The organism is Alcanivorax sp. HI0007 (assembly GCF_001635525.1).
Lineage (GTDB): Bacteria > Pseudomonadota > Gammaproteobacteria > Pseudomonadales > Alcanivoracaceae > Alcanivorax.
Window position 1 is genome coordinate 1 of the sequence record NZ_LWEJ01000276.1, and the last position, 12,934, is coordinate 12,934.

Genomic DNA, 12,934 nt, shown 5'->3' on the forward strand with positions numbered 1-12,934 from the left:
CCCAAGACATGGAGCGCCATCAGTGGATTGCGCAAGGAGCTCAATGCAGCCAGGGGCGGAAAATCCACTTTTGGCGATGCGGCCAGCTACGACCTGAACCGATACGGCAGCTTGGTATCCGGCACCCAGCGGCGAATCGCCGAGGATATGGGTTTTGGTGACGACTATGCGGCAGCGATGAAGGCCACCGGGGTCAAAAAGCAGGCCCAGGAAGCAGCGGAAAAGCTGCTTGGCAAGCGCCTGGATAAATCCTTTTCCTCTATTTTCGAGGGTAAAGTGAAGGGGCTGGCCAAAGGTCGCGTGAAGGAATTTGAGGATGTGGTGAGCGCCATCCCGGCAGGGCAGCGACAAGGCGCAGTAACCTCGTTCGTTTATGACCAGATCATTGATCGCCGCAATATGGACCCCCGGGCCAATATCGCAAAATTCAACGCATTCTATAACCAAGTTCAGGCCAATCCTGCCGCAAAGACTGCCCTTTACCGGAACCTCCCAAAGCAGGCAAGGCAGGATATTGATGCCCTTGGGAAAATCACCTCAGCCGTAAAGCGGGCCAACGAGGACAAGATTGCCACCGGACGACTGGCGGCTGCCGAACAGGGGTTCAAGCTCGGGGAGTCCATTGTTGGCAAGGTGGGACAGTCACTTTCTATCTCCGGCGGCGGGACAGTTGGCGGGATGATGGGAGGGCCGGCAGGATCGGCTGCAGGCGCAGCAGCGGGCGCAGCGCTAACAGCAGGGAAGAAACCCACCAGGCTGAACGTTGCTGCCAGTGAGGTGTTGTCATCGCCGGCTTTTCAGCGCCATGTAGTAAATGTGGTGAACGACGCAAAAGAGGGCCGCATATCCGCGTCAGAAAGAGGGCTGGTTAACAGTCCGGCCTGGAAGCGATACACGGCAGAGCTGCCTGAGAAGGACAAGAAGGCGATAGCCAGGATGGGGGTTACAGCGTGGCTTTCTTCTGGCGCTGACGAGGCTACCCCGCCAACCGAGACGACCAGAACACAATAGCGGCCACAACCAAGGCCGCTATGCTGAATTTAACCAGGGCCGCGGCTGCGGAGGGGGGCGCCCCCATAACGAGAGACGACACCTTCAGATAGAGGCGTGGCAGCACCTTCATTGATTCTTCCACGTCAGGCCGAGCAACAACGGCAATGCATAGCGCGTAAGCGGTAACAGCCAAAAACACCACGCACAAAGACAGAAGGGCGATAACGGCAATCAATGCCAAGAGGGCAAAAACCTGGAAGTCAGTCATATTCCTGGCTCATTTTCTGGTCTCTTCGCAGGTGCTGGCCTGCCATTCTGGGTCATATTTGCAGTTCAGCCCGCATTCGTAGTCACCGACTGAGGCAAGACCTTTGCCGCGCAATGTGCCTATGGCCGCTGCCTGGCATTCTGCAAAGCTGGCAAATGGACCCGCCTCGCTATGAACCAATAGATTGTTGGCGTCTGGATATACAAAGGCTGTCCATTCCTCTTCAAACAAACAGCCCGAAAGTAGTGCCCACAACGCCGGCAAGACTGTAAATCGCATCAAGATTCCCTCCTTGGGAACCACTATACCACCGATCAACAAATAAACGATGGGGCGCCTGCCCCAGCCCACCGAGAGCCCGCCATTGTGCGGGTTTTTTCGTATCTGGACGACCGTAAACGAGGCCCAATATGGCGCAGACAGCCCTGTCATTGACCTATGGCTATTTCCCACTGTTCGACAAAGGAAAGCCGGTGGCCGGCGGCTATATCTTCATTGGTGAGCCCGATCTAGACCCGCAAATTGCGTCCAACCAAAAGGCTATCGTTTTTCTTCAGGAAGACGGAACAAAAGTGGCTGGCTCTCAGCCGGTCCGCACCGGCGCCGGAGGTGTGCCGACATATAACGGCTCCCCAGTTACCGTTTTAATTGAGGGCGACTATTCCGTAAAGGTGCTGGACAAGAAGCTGGCTCAAGTCTACTACTCTGCCAGCAGCGCAACGGCCAGCGCCATAAGGGACAGCGTTACCTGGAAAGACACCATCGAGCAGGTAACGGCGCTGACAGGGCTTTACGATGGCCAGCAGTTCAGCATTGCAACCGGTGCGGGCGCTGGCGCTTGGCGGTATACGACTGATGATATTAAGGCGCTAGTTGATGCCGACCCACAGGGCGGCGTTTATCGTCCGCTTGATGGGGGTGATGGGACGGCTGGGGGGTTCGTTCGCATTGACTATGTGGCGCTGACCCCGGAAATGTTCGACGGAGACGTTTCTGCATGGCTCTCTTTCCAGTCTGACGTCATTAAGCGCGCCTCCCGCAATTACAGCGTAACAGGACCAATTGTTGTAAAAAATGTAACTCAAAAAATCGAGTTTGATGATGCCCAGATAACTGTCGATTACTCCTCAAACCCCGCTGGATTTACACCTATTTCGTTCATTGTTGATTATATAGAGAGACAATCTGTGACAGCCGTTACGGATGTATCTTACGATCTTGGCGGGGGTAGCACACAGCTAACTCGTGTGACTGTTTCAGATGCGACAGCGTATGAAATAGGACAGGCCATAAAATTGTTTTCTGAGGACCTGATTCCCGGACTAGACCCTGCCGATAATCAAAAACAGGGCGAGTATTCAGAGATTGGGGATATTGATACCGGTAACAATTGGCTGTACCTGCGTCACCGCCTAGAGCACTCATATACATCAGGGATACAGTGCGCAGCGTTGAACGATGCAGTAACGATTGATATTTCCGGGAGCGTAACATTCCATAAATCCGGCGAATTTTCGGGGTCGACTAGAAACGAAACAGTTCTGATTAAAGGGGTACACAGCCCGAAAGTTTCCGGGATGAGCGCAGACGGGACGGTCGGAGAATTCTTGACTTTTCTGGGTTGCTACAAGCCACAAACCTGGAATATCAGCGCCAGAAACCTGATAACAGACACGTTAAACAAGCAGTTCGGATATGCGATTGTTGAGCGTTCCTGCGGGTACGGCCAGCATCACAGTCCCACGGGGTCACACTGCCGACACGTCTATACTGATGGGGCTGGATTTAACCCAGACAGTGATGACCCCGCTGCGTTCGGAAGGAATTGGTTCAGTTGCGTCTATGACGGGGTTAGCACGTTTGGTCAGGGCAGCGGCTTTGACACTCACCCGGAATCGTGGGGGGTAAAATTTCACAACTGCCGAAATTTTTGGCCAACGAGGTCGACGGATGGCACTGCGTGGGGATTCCAGCTTAGGGGGCGAAACGGCGTCATTGTAAATTGCGAAAATCACGGTGGTGACGGTCTGGTAATGCGCTCAGAGTATGCCGATTCTGACCATTCTGGTGGCCATAGGATCAACGGGTTTATACATCGACCGAAAAGGGGTGAGTTCAGCCAAGTTTCTCCTGTGCGACTTGACGGAGTTTCTGGCGGCAGGATTGATGATGTTAGAGCAACTGGGTTAGATGTGATAATTGACGGATCAGATGGTCCCCTTGTTGACTGTAGCCATGGCAGCATAACGCTGGTTGAGCCACGATCCGCAGGAAAAATCGGTGGAGCGTCGACAGGTTCTTATTACCGGTCTGGCGATGGCGGGCAAATTTACATTACTGGCGGCGAATCTGATCTGACCGGATCACCGGGGACAAACATTAGGCTAGCTAAACTGGCGGCGGATGACAGCGTTGTTGAATGCAGGCGGCACAAAATTATAGTTGCCGGAGCCTCACTGGCGGTGCTTGGCGACTTATCTTCGTCAGACGGGCGGTGCGTTTTCATCAATACAGACATGGACTCTGCTCCCGATTTTTCCAATCCATTCGTAAATGCCGGTGCAGGAGCAACTATTGCGGCTGACTGGGTCTTGTCCGGCGGAATCTCTGGTAAGCGCGGGCTTTATGAACTGAGCAAAAGTGGAAATTTCAGCCTCTCAGGCGAGTTCATAGAAAGCGACTCGTCCGATTATATCAGCGTGCTGATTGACTCATCTAGCGCGGGTGCAAGCATAGACATGACGAATTTTTTTGAGCCGGTAAAAGGCGGCCAGGTCATGACCGTGCTAGTTAAGCCGGGGGGGCAGGACGTAGTTATTAAGTCGGCAGGAACCTATGTAGACACCTCTGGAGACATCACCCTGACTGCGGGCTCGGGTTCGGTTTTTGTGTCGTTCGATGGGTCATGGCTTAGAACGAGCCAATAAGGAGCTTAGATGAAAGCCTCCCAAATCAAATGGTCAACGATAGACGACTTCGGGCCGGAGCAGTGGCCCGCCGCATACCGCTGACACGTCTGTCGCTGGCCGGTGAATGGAGATCGGTGGCCGGCGGCGGGCATGATCAGGGTGTCAGGTGCCAGGGGTGGCGTCTGTAGGTGATGGCTGACGATCATGCCCGCTGAATCTGAACGCTGCCGTCGGGCATCGGCGCCACCAGCTGCAAGGCTTCTTCCACGGATCCGGTAAGCCATTGCTCCAGGTGCTGATGCGGCACGAACTGGGGCATGCGGTGGTGGTATTCGGCGCATGCTTGGTTTGGGGTGATGGTCAGGGTGACCAGCTTCGGCCCTTCTTCCCCTGGGAAGAGAATCCCTCCCATCAGCAGCGGATTCCCGTCCGCCGCTGCGAAGTGATACTTCTCCTTTCTGGGGCCGCCTTCATCCCGCCATTCGTACCAGCCAGAGCAGGGCACCAAGCAGCGTGATTCAGCAAAGGCGTTCCTGAAAGTCTTCTTCTCGGCGGCTGTCTCGCCTTGGGCGTTGATTAGCAGCTTCTTTGCCCAGGCTGGCTGGATTCCCCAAGTAGCGTTTACCTGGTGCCTGTCATTGCCTATCGTGGCCACTCTCTGCGTGGGCCGCAGGTCATGGTTTGTTCGCAGGTCCAGTTCAATATTTAGGGTGTCCCGGATGAATTCCTTCACCGGCCCCTCGTCCACATCCATCCTGCCGCACATCTGAACGGCCTCCCCGGTGGTTCCTGACAGTCCATGTCACCACACCATAAACGTGAGCTGGCACACCGTCATCCATCCAGATCGGGTGGTATTCCTCGTTTTCTGCTAGCAGCCCCTGGCGTGGCTTTAGCTGCAGGCGGCGGGCAATATGTTCCCCGGCCACCTCTGCGATCACCAGGCACCCATGCCAGGCTTTCATGCTCCGGTCTACCACCAGCACATCCCCCGGGAAGATACCGGCGCCAGTCATGGCGTCACTGGCCACCTGGAATAGAAACGTTGCGGCCGGCCGGCTGACGCACAGATCGTTCAGGTCCAGCGGGTCTTCCATGTAACCCCGGGCAGGGGAGGGGAAACCAGCGGAAACCCGTTCGCTGAAATAGGAAAGCGGGGCATGGGAGCCGGACTGAAATGGGCCAAGAAGCAAGGCGGTCATGGGACACCACTTATACTGTTATTAAGGACAGTATATTGGGTTGCCGAGACAGCATCAAAGTTCCTTTAAGTCATTGATGCATAAGGCCACAAACAGGCAGTAATTTTATGCCGGAATCATTGTAAGGCGCTGTATTTTCAGTTTTGTAATGCTGGCTACGAACCAGTAGGTCGGGGGTTCGAATCCTCCCCGGTGCGCCATACATGACAAGGGCTCGCAGGTTTGCGGGCCCTTTTCTTTTTCGGCCCAGCATCAAACCCGGCATCAAAAACGTCTACCGCGTCGCCTGCTTCTCCCGGGCCAGCCGGTGGTAGACCTGGCGCATCCTCTCCGATTTATGCCCCGCCCAGTGTTCCGAATCATCCGTCAGGCCCTTGGCCTTCAGATCGTGAAATGTGAACCGCTCCTTCAGGCCTTTGGTCAGGGCCTTGGCCATCAGTCGCTGCCAGGCAGTAGAAAATGCCTCCGGCTTGATGGCGTCCCCGTCTTTGCCGTGCAGCAGCCATGGGCTGATCACACCCCGGTTGATGGCCGTGGCCGCTTTGTAGGCGTCCCGAAGCCGCGGCGTCCACAAAGTCACCTCTGACTCACTGTTTTTGCTCCGCTCCAGGAAAATGCCCCGGTCAGTCACATGCTCCCGGCGCAGGGCAAGAATCTCCCCCTTCCGTGCCCGCATGAGGAACGCCAGCTCCATCATTACGGCCACATAGTCCGGCGCCAGCCCCTGCACCAGGTCAAACTCCCAGTCTTCCACGTAGCGCGTGCGTGCCTCCAGTCGGTACCGGCGCACACCCTGGCACGGGTTAGAGGTCATCAGCTCCTGCTCAATGGCCCAGCCAAACGCCACAGAAAGGAACTGCAGGTGACGGTTGGCGGTGGTCGGCTTGTCGGCCAGGCTGTCCCGGTACTTGGCGATCACGCCGGCGGAAATCTTATCCAGGGCCACATCGCCGAATCTGGATCCGTTGCGCATGGGCTTTGCCGCGATGGCGTCCACGTACTTCAGGTATTCGGCCCGGGTCTTTGGCTTAATGGGCGCCACCCTGGGGGCCGCCATGTAGTCCCGGAGCAGGTTACCAAGGGTTCGCTTGCCTCCGGTGGCCACTTGTCGCTGATAGGCCTCCAGAATGTCCCTGTGTGGCGCGTCATGGGGCAGGGGGTGCCCATTGGGTGAAACCAGTGTTATCTGGCCTGAGAAGCGGCCTTTCCCCGCATACTCACGCCAGATAACCCGGTTCTTGCTCGCGACCCGGTAAACGTACTCTGGCAGGGCAGAATCCCGCCTTGTGTTGCGTCCGCGACCCATCAGGCAAACTCCAGCCCGTCATCGTTGGCGCTGCCCCGCGAATTCAGGGCCTGCAGCGTGGTGCACACTCGTCCGCCGGCGCCGCGGTGGTATTCGATTCCCTGCTGGTCCAGCCATCGAATCAGGGGCGCCCGGGTCTTGAAGTGCGTCCAGGCTAGCAGCTCTTCTTCGGTGACAAGGTTCGGGTTGTCTTTCATCACTCCACCACTGTCAGTTGTGGGTATTCGCGCCGGCCACCGCAGACCCACTTGTCAGCAACAGCCAGTCTCACATCGTCGTCATAGTCAAACGCCCGGGCCAGTTCCCTGGCATGCTCCCAACTGTTCGCCCGGTACGGGCTACTGGTCATTTCCACCGTATCCCCGGTGCTGAAGGTGTGGCGGAAACTGGCGCGGAAGTAGGGCATTATTTGGGCTCCCTGTTAAGCAGCGCCAGTGCGGCAATCAACTCTTCAGGCATTTCCCCGTCGGCATACAATTCGCCTGCTTCCCGCGATAATCCCCATTCACCGTCAACCTGAACCGCGTACCGTTCCAGCCGGGCGGCAGCCTTTCGGAGTGCCCCCTCAAGGTCATTTATCCGCTGCACCATGCTTCGATTGCTGGCCTTCTGCTGTTCGGCGATCACATCGAATGACTGAACCAGCTTCTTTGTGACAACTCGCTCCAGCAGCGGAGTGATGGCGCTGCTCACAAATTCCTGCATCATGCCCTCTTTATCCATCACTTCTTCTCCAGCAGGGCGGCGGCGCGGCGGGCGTCACCAGCGTCTCTTCCAGCTCTGCAATCCGCTCGGCATCGGCAGTCATTTGCACCAGACGGTCGGCGGCAAGCTGCTCGAAATAGGCAATGCGGGCATTGGCTGCGGTGAGTGCATCAGAGAGGCATTCGCTACAGTCACTTCCGATCCCGCATGTGCTGGGATATTTGCAGTAGTTATCCATCACTCTTCCTCGCTGGTGGGGTGCTTGCGAGTGGCGAAAACCAGTTCATGTTCCGCATTAGCCATAAACTCGGCCTGCTCTGAGAAGCGGTAAATCTCCCATTCGTGGTAATCGTCACTGTCCATGCTTGCAGCGTGTTCAGCTATTCGCTTGCCTTCATTCAGGTCGCTACCGATCCAGAACACCCCATGGCCGTAAACGCCAGACTTGTATAAGAAGTACATCACTCCACCCCCTCGCTATCGTCGCCATCAGATGACTGGCGCGCTATTGAGGCTTTCGCCGCCTCGCAAACACAGCCTCTACTCCTGGTCCCGCCATTGAGAGAGGGGTCGCAAGCAGGGTTGCAGATAGGCCAGTCAACATTAATTGGCTTATCCGCCTCCCGCTTGGCATCACCAGAAGGCGCGGCGGTGAGCATGGGGCATCTTGGGGCCGCTGCGAGCATGCTCCTGTAGGCGCTTGATAGAGGCTCTCTGGATTGGGCGAAAAGGGCGATAGCTCCTTCACCAAGCATCTCGGTTGTCGGCTCAACCGGCACCAGCCTCCACCCCTCCGGCACCTGCGCGGGCTGGGGTGCGGCGTGGAGATAAACCGGGATTCCGGCCTGCCACTCTGCGGACGCATCCGGGCGGTAAACAGGAATATGCAACCTGTCGCCTGCCCGATAGTCAGACAAAGTGTCAGGATCTGCATACCCAATAGGGTCGATCTGGACTGTCAAGAGATCCTTTACAGTTGGGCTCAGGTACATCGGCACAGCATCCGGGAAGCCTGCGGGCTTTTCCCTGCCCCATATCCTGATGTTCCCGTTATCTGCGAACACCGCCCATGCCACCGGCTCAGCCTCCCCCTGCTGTGCGCCAGATAGGGCGGCTTTGACTGCGGAAACCGTTTCCCAGTCATTGGCGCAACCAACCAGCTTGCCGATTTCCTCAACAATGCCTTTCTGGGTTCGCGCTTCCTGAGCCCAGATTTGGGCTTGCTGTACTGCGCTGTCTTTACCGGTGGGCAATACTGAGCAGTCAATCTCTCCGCATTGCAGCCGCTCAACCAGCTCCGCGGCCGTTTCTTCGTCTGCGCCCTTCAGGGCTGCTATCATCTCAAGTGCATTCACTTGTCAGTCTCCTTCCTCTGCTTGTACCGCTTGATCCAGCGCACCAGGCTCTGCCGGCCTCGTTCGTTGTCATCAACAATGGTGCGCATGATGATGCTGCCGTTGTCCCGCACCACACATATCTGGCTGGTGCTGTACTGATGGATTCGCATTAGCGGTCAGTCTCCTTAGCCGCAAAGCTGGTGGCCTCACGCAGCGCCACCGGCACGGTCTTGCCTTTGCCTACCTTCACCATCACCAGGCGCTGGGCTCGCTGTATGGTCCGTTCAGGGGCGCCCAAGGGCTTGATGCGGTGGGCGGCCAGTTGCTGGATTGTTTCGGGGGTGAGTTTCATAGCGGAACCCCGGCAGGTTTGGTTATGAAGCTGTGAAGCAATTGCGCCGCCCGGTCCTGATGGTCGTCCCAGATGGCGTTTTTGCCGTCTTCCATGCCCACCTTGGTGATCAGCCCGGCCTCACCCATAAAACGAAGCTGCTGGCCCAGGGAGGACGATTTGAGGCCCATGTGGTTGGCAATCTCCCTGCAGGTGCAGGGGCCGATTTCCTTCACTGCCTGCAGGATCTGTTCGCGCAATGCTTCGGTCATTGCTCAATCCTCGTCAAAGAATTCATCAACGGAAGGATTTTTGGGCCAGTTCGTGATCACTCCTTCCTCGTTAATTGAAAGCTCGACGTAATCGCCGTAAGAGCCCGGCACAAGGTCATTTGGCACATAGCCATCGCGCACGGCCACCGAGTTGCCGGAGGAGTCCAAAAGCGTGTAAGTGCCGGCGTCGCAAACTTTGACGTGCATTTCTCGAGAGTCGCCCTGCGGCCAGTCCTTGATCGCTCCAGTATCAATATCGACATGGGCGACCCATTCGTTTTTTTGATCATTGAGAAGCGGGAAGTCTGTTGGCATGTCATCATCGCCGCTGTCGCCGATATAGCGAGGTGCGATATTGATAATCACGGTTTTGATTTCCACTTCCTTTTCAATTTTCACGATGGCTTTCATATCTCTCTCCGTTGTTTATGGATGCGGTGGCCGGGTACGTCTCCGGCGCGGGCTCTCTCCGCTCGTCGTGCATTGCTGTATTCACCGCATAGGTGGTGCGTTCTGGGTGTCGGTGTTCTCGGGAGTCCGTGGCCATCGCCCCGACACGCATCCCTCAGCTTTTCCAGAACGCACCCCTATGGGGAGGGCCGGTTACGCCGGCCAGTCGGTCAGGTCACGCCCTGAGATTCGCACCCCTCGCGCCTTTGGCTATCCCCACGGCCTTCCGTGGTTAAGAGGGGGCAAGGAGCCGGGCGCCCTGGCTGCGGGTGTTAACCACCGCCCGCTGGGCCCATGAATTAGGCGACCCGTTCCAGTTCTTGCTGATTCATTTCCAGCACCCAGCTGGCGGCGGTATGCACGCCCACCTGAAACTCGGCGGCGATGGCGCGCAGAATGTCCTGGTCAGATGGGCGCACCGGGGGTGCTGTCTTTTCCGGGGCCCGGTATGTGCCGGCCTGTTCGCTATCCACCTGTGCGGGCTGCTCGGCTACCGGTTCGGCCTTGGGCGCACCCTGGGACTGCTGGGCGGCTTTCTCGGCGTCGGCTTTCTGCTGGGCTGCGCGTTCTGCCTTGGCCTTTTCCTCGGCAGCAATGCGCTGACGCTCAGCTTCCAGGCGGCGCTCTTCTTCCTGCTTGTGCCGGGTGATGCGGTTTTCCACTTCCAGCTTCACCAGTTCGCTGTCTTTCAGGGCCAGCTGCTGACAATCTGCGAACAGGAATTCGTGGCCGGCGTCGGCAATGATCTTGGCGTTTGCCCGAATCAGGTCGGCGGCTTCATTGATGGCGATCTTGGCCCGGGCCACTTCGTTGTCTGCCGCATCGCGCAGGGTGGCGATGGTGCGCTTGCCCTTCATGGCGGCGTTGAAGTCGCCCGGAGGGAATGGCAGCCGGTATCCATCAAGCGTTGCCTCTACCTTGGTAAAGTGATCGTCGATGGCCTGCTTGCCGTCCTGGGCAATCTGAAGCTTGATGGCCTTCTTCTGCTCCTTCACCAGCTTCTCGGCCATCAGCCGGTTATCGCGGGCCAGCTTGTGCAGCATGTCCTTGCGGCGCTTGGCGGTGTCCACGGCTTCCACTTGGGCAAGCAGTTGAGCCTCAGCAGCTTCCAGCGCGTCCTCGGCCTTTTTCAGCGCCTTCACCTGGTTGTCCAGGTCAGCAAAGTCCTGATCGGTCTTCGGGTCGCGAATCAGGCGATCTTCAACAAACTGGCGCAGCTCAGTCTCGAACCGGTCGAAGTTGTCCACGATGGACAGGGAGCCAGACACCTGCACAGATACGGCGGGCAGGTCTTCGGTCACCGTGGCGGTGGCTGCCTGCTCCTGCTTGCGGGGCTGGTACTCGGCCAGATCGGCGTTGAACTGATCCCAGCCTGCCTCAAGCGCCGCAAAGCGGGATTCGTCACGCTCAATCCACAGGTGCTTGCAGTTTTCCTCTGTGCCGTCAGATGCCATGAACAAGATGCGCTCGGCGCCGGACAGTGCAAACTGCTGATCCAGCTGAATCTGGTAGTGTTCATCCAGCTTTCCGGCGTCGATCTGTGCGGCAAGGTCATCGTTAAGCCATTTGTGTTCCCAGCCCACCCGGCGATTCATGGTCAGTCCGTCCATGGATGCCAAATAGCCGCCTTCTTCGTCATCCAGGACAACAGGGAACAGCTCGTCATCAATCATGGCATCAGCGATAGGGCGCGCCGCAGCCTCTGCCTGGTGGCCCTTGTCGAACGCTTTTTGCTGGTGGGCGCTTGGCTCAGGTGTAAATCCGGTGGCCTTTTGCTCCATCAGGGCAGATCGGCTCTGATATTTGCTTTTGCCCATCATCGCCGGGGCCTCGCTGGCGGTGTTCCGTTTTGCGCGCAACGCCTTCCATTCCGGTGAGCCCTGCTCAACTTTGACGAGTTTGCCGAGATTGAATTTCATGCTTCTTCTCCTTGCTCCAGGCCAAGAATTTGCTGGCGCTGCGATTCGTTCAGGGTGTATTTCGATTCCAGGAAATCGATGATGTCTTTGGCGGCGGTGCCGCTTTCGACGTTGGCCCGGTAGTCGCCCAACTTCATTTCCAGGCGCTCCTGGGGATAGCTGGGCAGCGCCTGCGGCTTGTCAGCTTCCCGCGGGGTTATGTCGCGCTCCTCCTGAATGTCCCGGGCCTCTTCCACGGTAATCAGGCCGCCCAGGGCATCGGCGAATTTGTCCCGGAGGGCATAGCCACGGGCGCGCCACATAAGCATGCGCTTGGGGTACTGCTGCCATGGGCCTTGCTTTCCCCACAGCTTTGCGTGTTCGGCATCCTGGCGGCTGAAGGTGACGGTGTGTTTCTTGTCGTCACCCTTGCGCCAGACGGTGCAAGTGGCGGTCATGGTCTGCTCGTCAAAGCTCTCTTCATGGCCGCCGAACTTCGGGTGGTTCTGAACCAGTGCCAGCAGGGCGTCGCCGTAGATAGCGGGCTTGCCGTTGATGACGGCGATGTTCTGCAGTGCCTGGATCGGATTCAGGCCAAGCTCGCTGCCCATCATCATGGCCACCAGGGTGTCGTCAGGCCGGCCCTGATAGTTCTTCGGCACCATCTGGCTGCTGGAAATCTGCTTAGCAAAAGCCATGGCTTCCTGCATGCTGGTCGGCTTCAAGGCGAAGCCGTTGGTCTGTGCAATCGCGTTCATGCTCTGCTCCTTGCTCGAATAAAAGGCGGGGCGGACCCCGCAAAACAACAGATCAGCGCTGTTGTTGGGTTTGTTCTTTCTCTGCCTGAAGCTTTGCCACCCACTCCGGCGCAGGCTTGGCGGAATTCTTGATGCTCTCCAGCATCCAGCGTTCGGTGGCTGTCCATTTTTCGTCGCGCAGCAGATTTACGATTTGCTTCAGCACCTGCTTGCAGATGTGGTCGTAGCAGCCCGCGCTAATGTCGAAGCCCAGGCGCTCTTGGTAGTGGTCACGCTGCCATGCCGGAGGCAGGATGCGCTTGATGTAGGTCTTTTCGGGCAGGGTCGGCATGGATGCGTGCGACCAGAAAAGATCACCCATGATGACAAGGTGATAGCCGCCCACGTCCAGATAGCCGCGCACGTCCAGATAGCCGCCCACGTCCAGATAGCCGCCCACGTCCAGATAGCCGCGCACGTACAGATTGCCGCCCACGTCCAGATTGCCGCCCACGTCCAGATTGCC

Annotated in this window: 20 protein-coding genes and 1 tRNA gene; 3 read left to right on the forward strand and 18 right to left on the reverse strand. The window is 57.5% G+C overall.

Features of this window, described 5'->3' with window-relative positions:
- Positions 1 to 1,011, forward strand: a 1,011-nt coding sequence (locus A3714_RS18135) for a hypothetical protein (protein WP_197463442.1), incomplete at its 5' end; no start/stop codon positions are given.
- Here A3714_RS18135 and A3714_RS16775 read toward each other — a convergent pair.
- Both A3714_RS16775 and A3714_RS16780 read right to left on the reverse strand, forming a co-directional pair.
- Entirely contained in the window at positions 977 to 1,261 is a 285-nt protein-coding gene (locus A3714_RS16775; RefSeq protein ID WP_063508655.1) for a hypothetical protein, read from the reverse strand. The two genes, A3714_RS18135 and A3714_RS16775, sit on opposite strands and share 35 nt — an antisense overlap.
- Before the next feature lie 9 nt (positions 1,262 to 1,270).
- A complete protein-coding gene (locus A3714_RS16780) occupies positions 1,271 to 1,540 on the reverse strand; it encodes a hypothetical protein (RefSeq protein WP_063508654.1) in 270 nt (89 codons plus the stop codon).
- Positions 1,541 to 1,671: 131 nt separating this feature from the next.
- Between A3714_RS16780 and A3714_RS16785 the strand changes: the two genes are divergently transcribed.
- Positions 1,672 to 4,188, forward strand: coding sequence for a phage tailspike protein (locus A3714_RS16785; protein WP_063508653.1), 2,517 nt, complete (start codon positions 1,672 to 1,674; stop codon positions 4,186 to 4,188).
- Positions 4,189 to 4,372: 184 nt separating this feature from the next.
- Here A3714_RS16785 and A3714_RS16790 read toward each other — a convergent pair whose 3' ends face one another.
- Together A3714_RS16790 and umuD are read right to left on the reverse strand one after the other, a co-directional pair.
- A complete protein-coding gene (locus A3714_RS16790; RefSeq protein ID WP_197463443.1) occupies positions 4,373 to 4,924 on the reverse strand; it encodes an SOS response-associated peptidase in 552 nt (183 codons plus the stop codon).
- Positions 4,869 to 5,372: a translesion error-prone DNA polymerase V autoproteolytic subunit gene (gene umuD, locus A3714_RS17620; RefSeq protein ID WP_082844671.1), complete on the reverse strand. Its 504-nt coding sequence runs from the start codon at positions 5,370 to 5,372 to the stop codon at positions 4,869 to 4,871. The genes A3714_RS16790 and umuD overlap by 56 nt, the downstream gene beginning before the upstream one ends.
- Positions 5,373 to 5,503: 131 nt before the next feature.
- Here umuD and A3714_RS16795 point away from each other — a divergent pair.
- Positions 5,504 to 5,572 (forward strand) — tRNA-OTHER (locus tag A3714_RS16795).
- Between the two features lie 74 nt (positions 5,573 to 5,646).
- Here A3714_RS16795 and A3714_RS16800 read toward each other — a convergent pair.
- The 14 genes from A3714_RS16800 to A3714_RS18315 form a co-directional block, all read right to left on the reverse strand.
- Positions 5,647 to 6,678, reverse strand: coding sequence for a hypothetical protein (locus A3714_RS16800; protein WP_063509070.1), 1,032 nt, complete (start codon positions 6,676 to 6,678; stop codon positions 5,647 to 5,649).
- Complete coding sequence (locus A3714_RS16805) at positions 6,678 to 6,875, reverse strand: DUF4224 domain-containing protein (protein ID WP_063509069.1); 198 nt, start codon at positions 6,873 to 6,875, stop codon at positions 6,678 to 6,680. Before A3714_RS16805 ends, A3714_RS16800 begins: the two co-directional genes overlap by 1 nt.
- A complete protein-coding gene (locus A3714_RS16810; protein WP_063509068.1) occupies positions 6,875 to 7,084 on the reverse strand; it encodes a hypothetical protein in 210 nt (69 codons plus the stop codon). Before A3714_RS16810 ends, A3714_RS16805 begins: the two co-directional genes overlap by 1 nt.
- Complete coding sequence (locus tag A3714_RS16815) at positions 7,084 to 7,401, reverse strand: hypothetical protein (RefSeq protein ID WP_063509067.1); 318 nt, start codon at positions 7,399 to 7,401, stop codon at positions 7,084 to 7,086. Before A3714_RS16815 ends, A3714_RS16810 begins: the two co-directional genes overlap by 1 nt.
- Entirely contained in the window at positions 7,394 to 7,621 is a 228-nt protein-coding gene (locus A3714_RS16820) for a hypothetical protein (protein ID WP_063509066.1), read from the reverse strand. Before A3714_RS16820 ends, A3714_RS16815 begins: the two co-directional genes overlap by 8 nt.
- A complete protein-coding gene (locus tag A3714_RS16825; protein WP_063509065.1) occupies positions 7,621 to 7,845 on the reverse strand; it encodes a hypothetical protein in 225 nt (74 codons plus the stop codon). The genes A3714_RS16820 and A3714_RS16825 overlap by 1 nt, the downstream gene beginning before the upstream one ends.
- Positions 7,845 to 8,738: a hypothetical protein gene (locus tag A3714_RS16830; protein WP_063525668.1), complete on the reverse strand. Its 894-nt coding sequence runs from the start codon at positions 8,736 to 8,738 to the stop codon at positions 7,845 to 7,847. The genes A3714_RS16825 and A3714_RS16830 overlap by 1 nt, the downstream gene beginning before the upstream one ends.
- Complete coding sequence (locus A3714_RS17815) at positions 8,735 to 8,890, reverse strand: hypothetical protein (RefSeq protein ID WP_156492945.1); 156 nt, start codon at positions 8,888 to 8,890, stop codon at positions 8,735 to 8,737. The genes A3714_RS16830 and A3714_RS17815 overlap by 4 nt, the downstream gene beginning before the upstream one ends.
- A complete protein-coding gene (locus A3714_RS16835) occupies positions 8,890 to 9,072 on the reverse strand; it encodes a hypothetical protein (protein ID WP_063508825.1) in 183 nt (60 codons plus the stop codon). Before A3714_RS16835 ends, A3714_RS17815 begins: the two co-directional genes overlap by 1 nt.
- Positions 9,069 to 9,323 (reverse strand): winged helix-turn-helix domain-containing protein, encoded by a 255-nt coding sequence (locus tag A3714_RS16840; RefSeq protein ID WP_063508826.1) that lies wholly within the window; start codon positions 9,321 to 9,323, stop codon positions 9,069 to 9,071. Before A3714_RS16840 ends, A3714_RS16835 begins: the two co-directional genes overlap by 4 nt.
- Positions 9,324 to 9,326: 3 nt before the next feature.
- Positions 9,327 to 9,734 carry a hypothetical protein gene (locus tag A3714_RS16845; RefSeq protein ID WP_063508827.1) on the reverse strand — a complete coding sequence of 136 codons (408 nt, stop codon included), beginning with the start codon at positions 9,732 to 9,734 and terminating at the stop codon, positions 9,327 to 9,329.
- Between the two features lie 338 nt (positions 9,735 to 10,072).
- A complete protein-coding gene (locus tag A3714_RS16850) occupies positions 10,073 to 11,692 on the reverse strand; it encodes a YqaJ viral recombinase family protein (protein WP_063508828.1) in 1,620 nt (539 codons plus the stop codon).
- Entirely contained in the window at positions 11,689 to 12,429 is a 741-nt protein-coding gene (locus A3714_RS16855) for a recombinase RecT (RefSeq protein WP_063508829.1), read from the reverse strand. Before A3714_RS16855 ends, A3714_RS16850 begins: the two co-directional genes overlap by 4 nt.
- 52 nt (positions 12,430 to 12,481) lie before the next feature.
- Positions 12,482 to 12,934: hypothetical protein (locus A3714_RS18315; protein WP_231867867.1), on the reverse strand; the 453-nt coding region annotated here is incomplete at its 5' end.

Excerpts from the sequence above, each read along its gene's own strand:
- A3714_RS16775 (WP_063508655.1), bottom strand. The coding sequence starts at position 1,261 with ATGACTGACTTCCAGGTTTTTGCCCTCTTGGCATTGATTGCCGTTATC.
- A3714_RS16780 (WP_063508654.1), bottom strand. The coding sequence starts at position 1,540 with ATGCGATTTACAGTCTTGCCGGCGTTGTGGGCACTACTTTCGGGCTGT.
- A3714_RS16785 (WP_063508653.1), top strand. The coding sequence starts at position 1,672 with ATGGCGCAGACAGCCCTGTCATTGACCTATGGCTATTTCCCACTGTTC.
- A3714_RS16790 (WP_197463443.1), bottom strand. The coding sequence starts at position 4,924 with ATGGATGTGGACGAGGGGCCGGTGAAGGAATTCATCCGGGACACCCTA.
- umuD (WP_082844671.1), bottom strand. The coding sequence starts at position 5,372 with ATGACCGCCTTGCTTCTTGGCCCATTTCAGTCCGGCTCCCATGCCCCG.
- A3714_RS16800 (WP_063509070.1), bottom strand. The coding sequence starts at position 6,678 with ATGGGTCGCGGACGCAACACAAGGCGGGATTCTGCCCTGCCAGAGTAC.
- A3714_RS16805 (WP_063509069.1), bottom strand. The coding sequence starts at position 6,875 with ATGAAAGACAACCCGAACCTTGTCACCGAAGAAGAGCTGCTAGCCTGG.
- A3714_RS16810 (WP_063509068.1), bottom strand. The coding sequence starts at position 7,084 with ATGCCCTACTTCCGCGCCAGTTTCCGCCACACCTTCAGCACCGGGGAT.
- A3714_RS16815 (WP_063509067.1), bottom strand. The coding sequence starts at position 7,401 with ATGGATAAAGAGGGCATGATGCAGGAATTTGTGAGCAGCGCCATCACT.
- A3714_RS16820 (WP_063509066.1), bottom strand. The coding sequence starts at position 7,621 with ATGGATAACTACTGCAAATATCCCAGCACATGCGGGATCGGAAGTGAC.
- A3714_RS16825 (WP_063509065.1), bottom strand. The coding sequence starts at position 7,845 with ATGTACTTCTTATACAAGTCTGGCGTTTACGGCCATGGGGTGTTCTGG.
- A3714_RS17815 (WP_156492945.1), bottom strand. The coding sequence starts at position 8,890 with ATGCGAATCCATCAGTACAGCACCAGCCAGATATGTGTGGTGCGGGAC.
- A3714_RS16835 (WP_063508825.1), bottom strand. The coding sequence starts at position 9,072 with ATGAAACTCACCCCCGAAACAATCCAGCAACTGGCCGCCCACCGCATC.
- A3714_RS16840 (WP_063508826.1), bottom strand. The coding sequence starts at position 9,323 with ATGACCGAAGCATTGCGCGAACAGATCCTGCAGGCAGTGAAGGAAATC.
- A3714_RS16845 (WP_063508827.1), bottom strand. The coding sequence starts at position 9,734 with ATGAAAGCCATCGTGAAAATTGAAAAGGAAGTGGAAATCAAAACCGTG.
- A3714_RS16850 (WP_063508828.1), bottom strand. The coding sequence starts at position 11,692 with ATGAAATTCAATCTCGGCAAACTCGTCAAAGTTGAGCAGGGCTCACCG.
- A3714_RS16855 (WP_063508829.1), bottom strand. The coding sequence starts at position 12,429 with ATGAACGCGATTGCACAGACCAACGGCTTCGCCTTGAAGCCGACCAGC.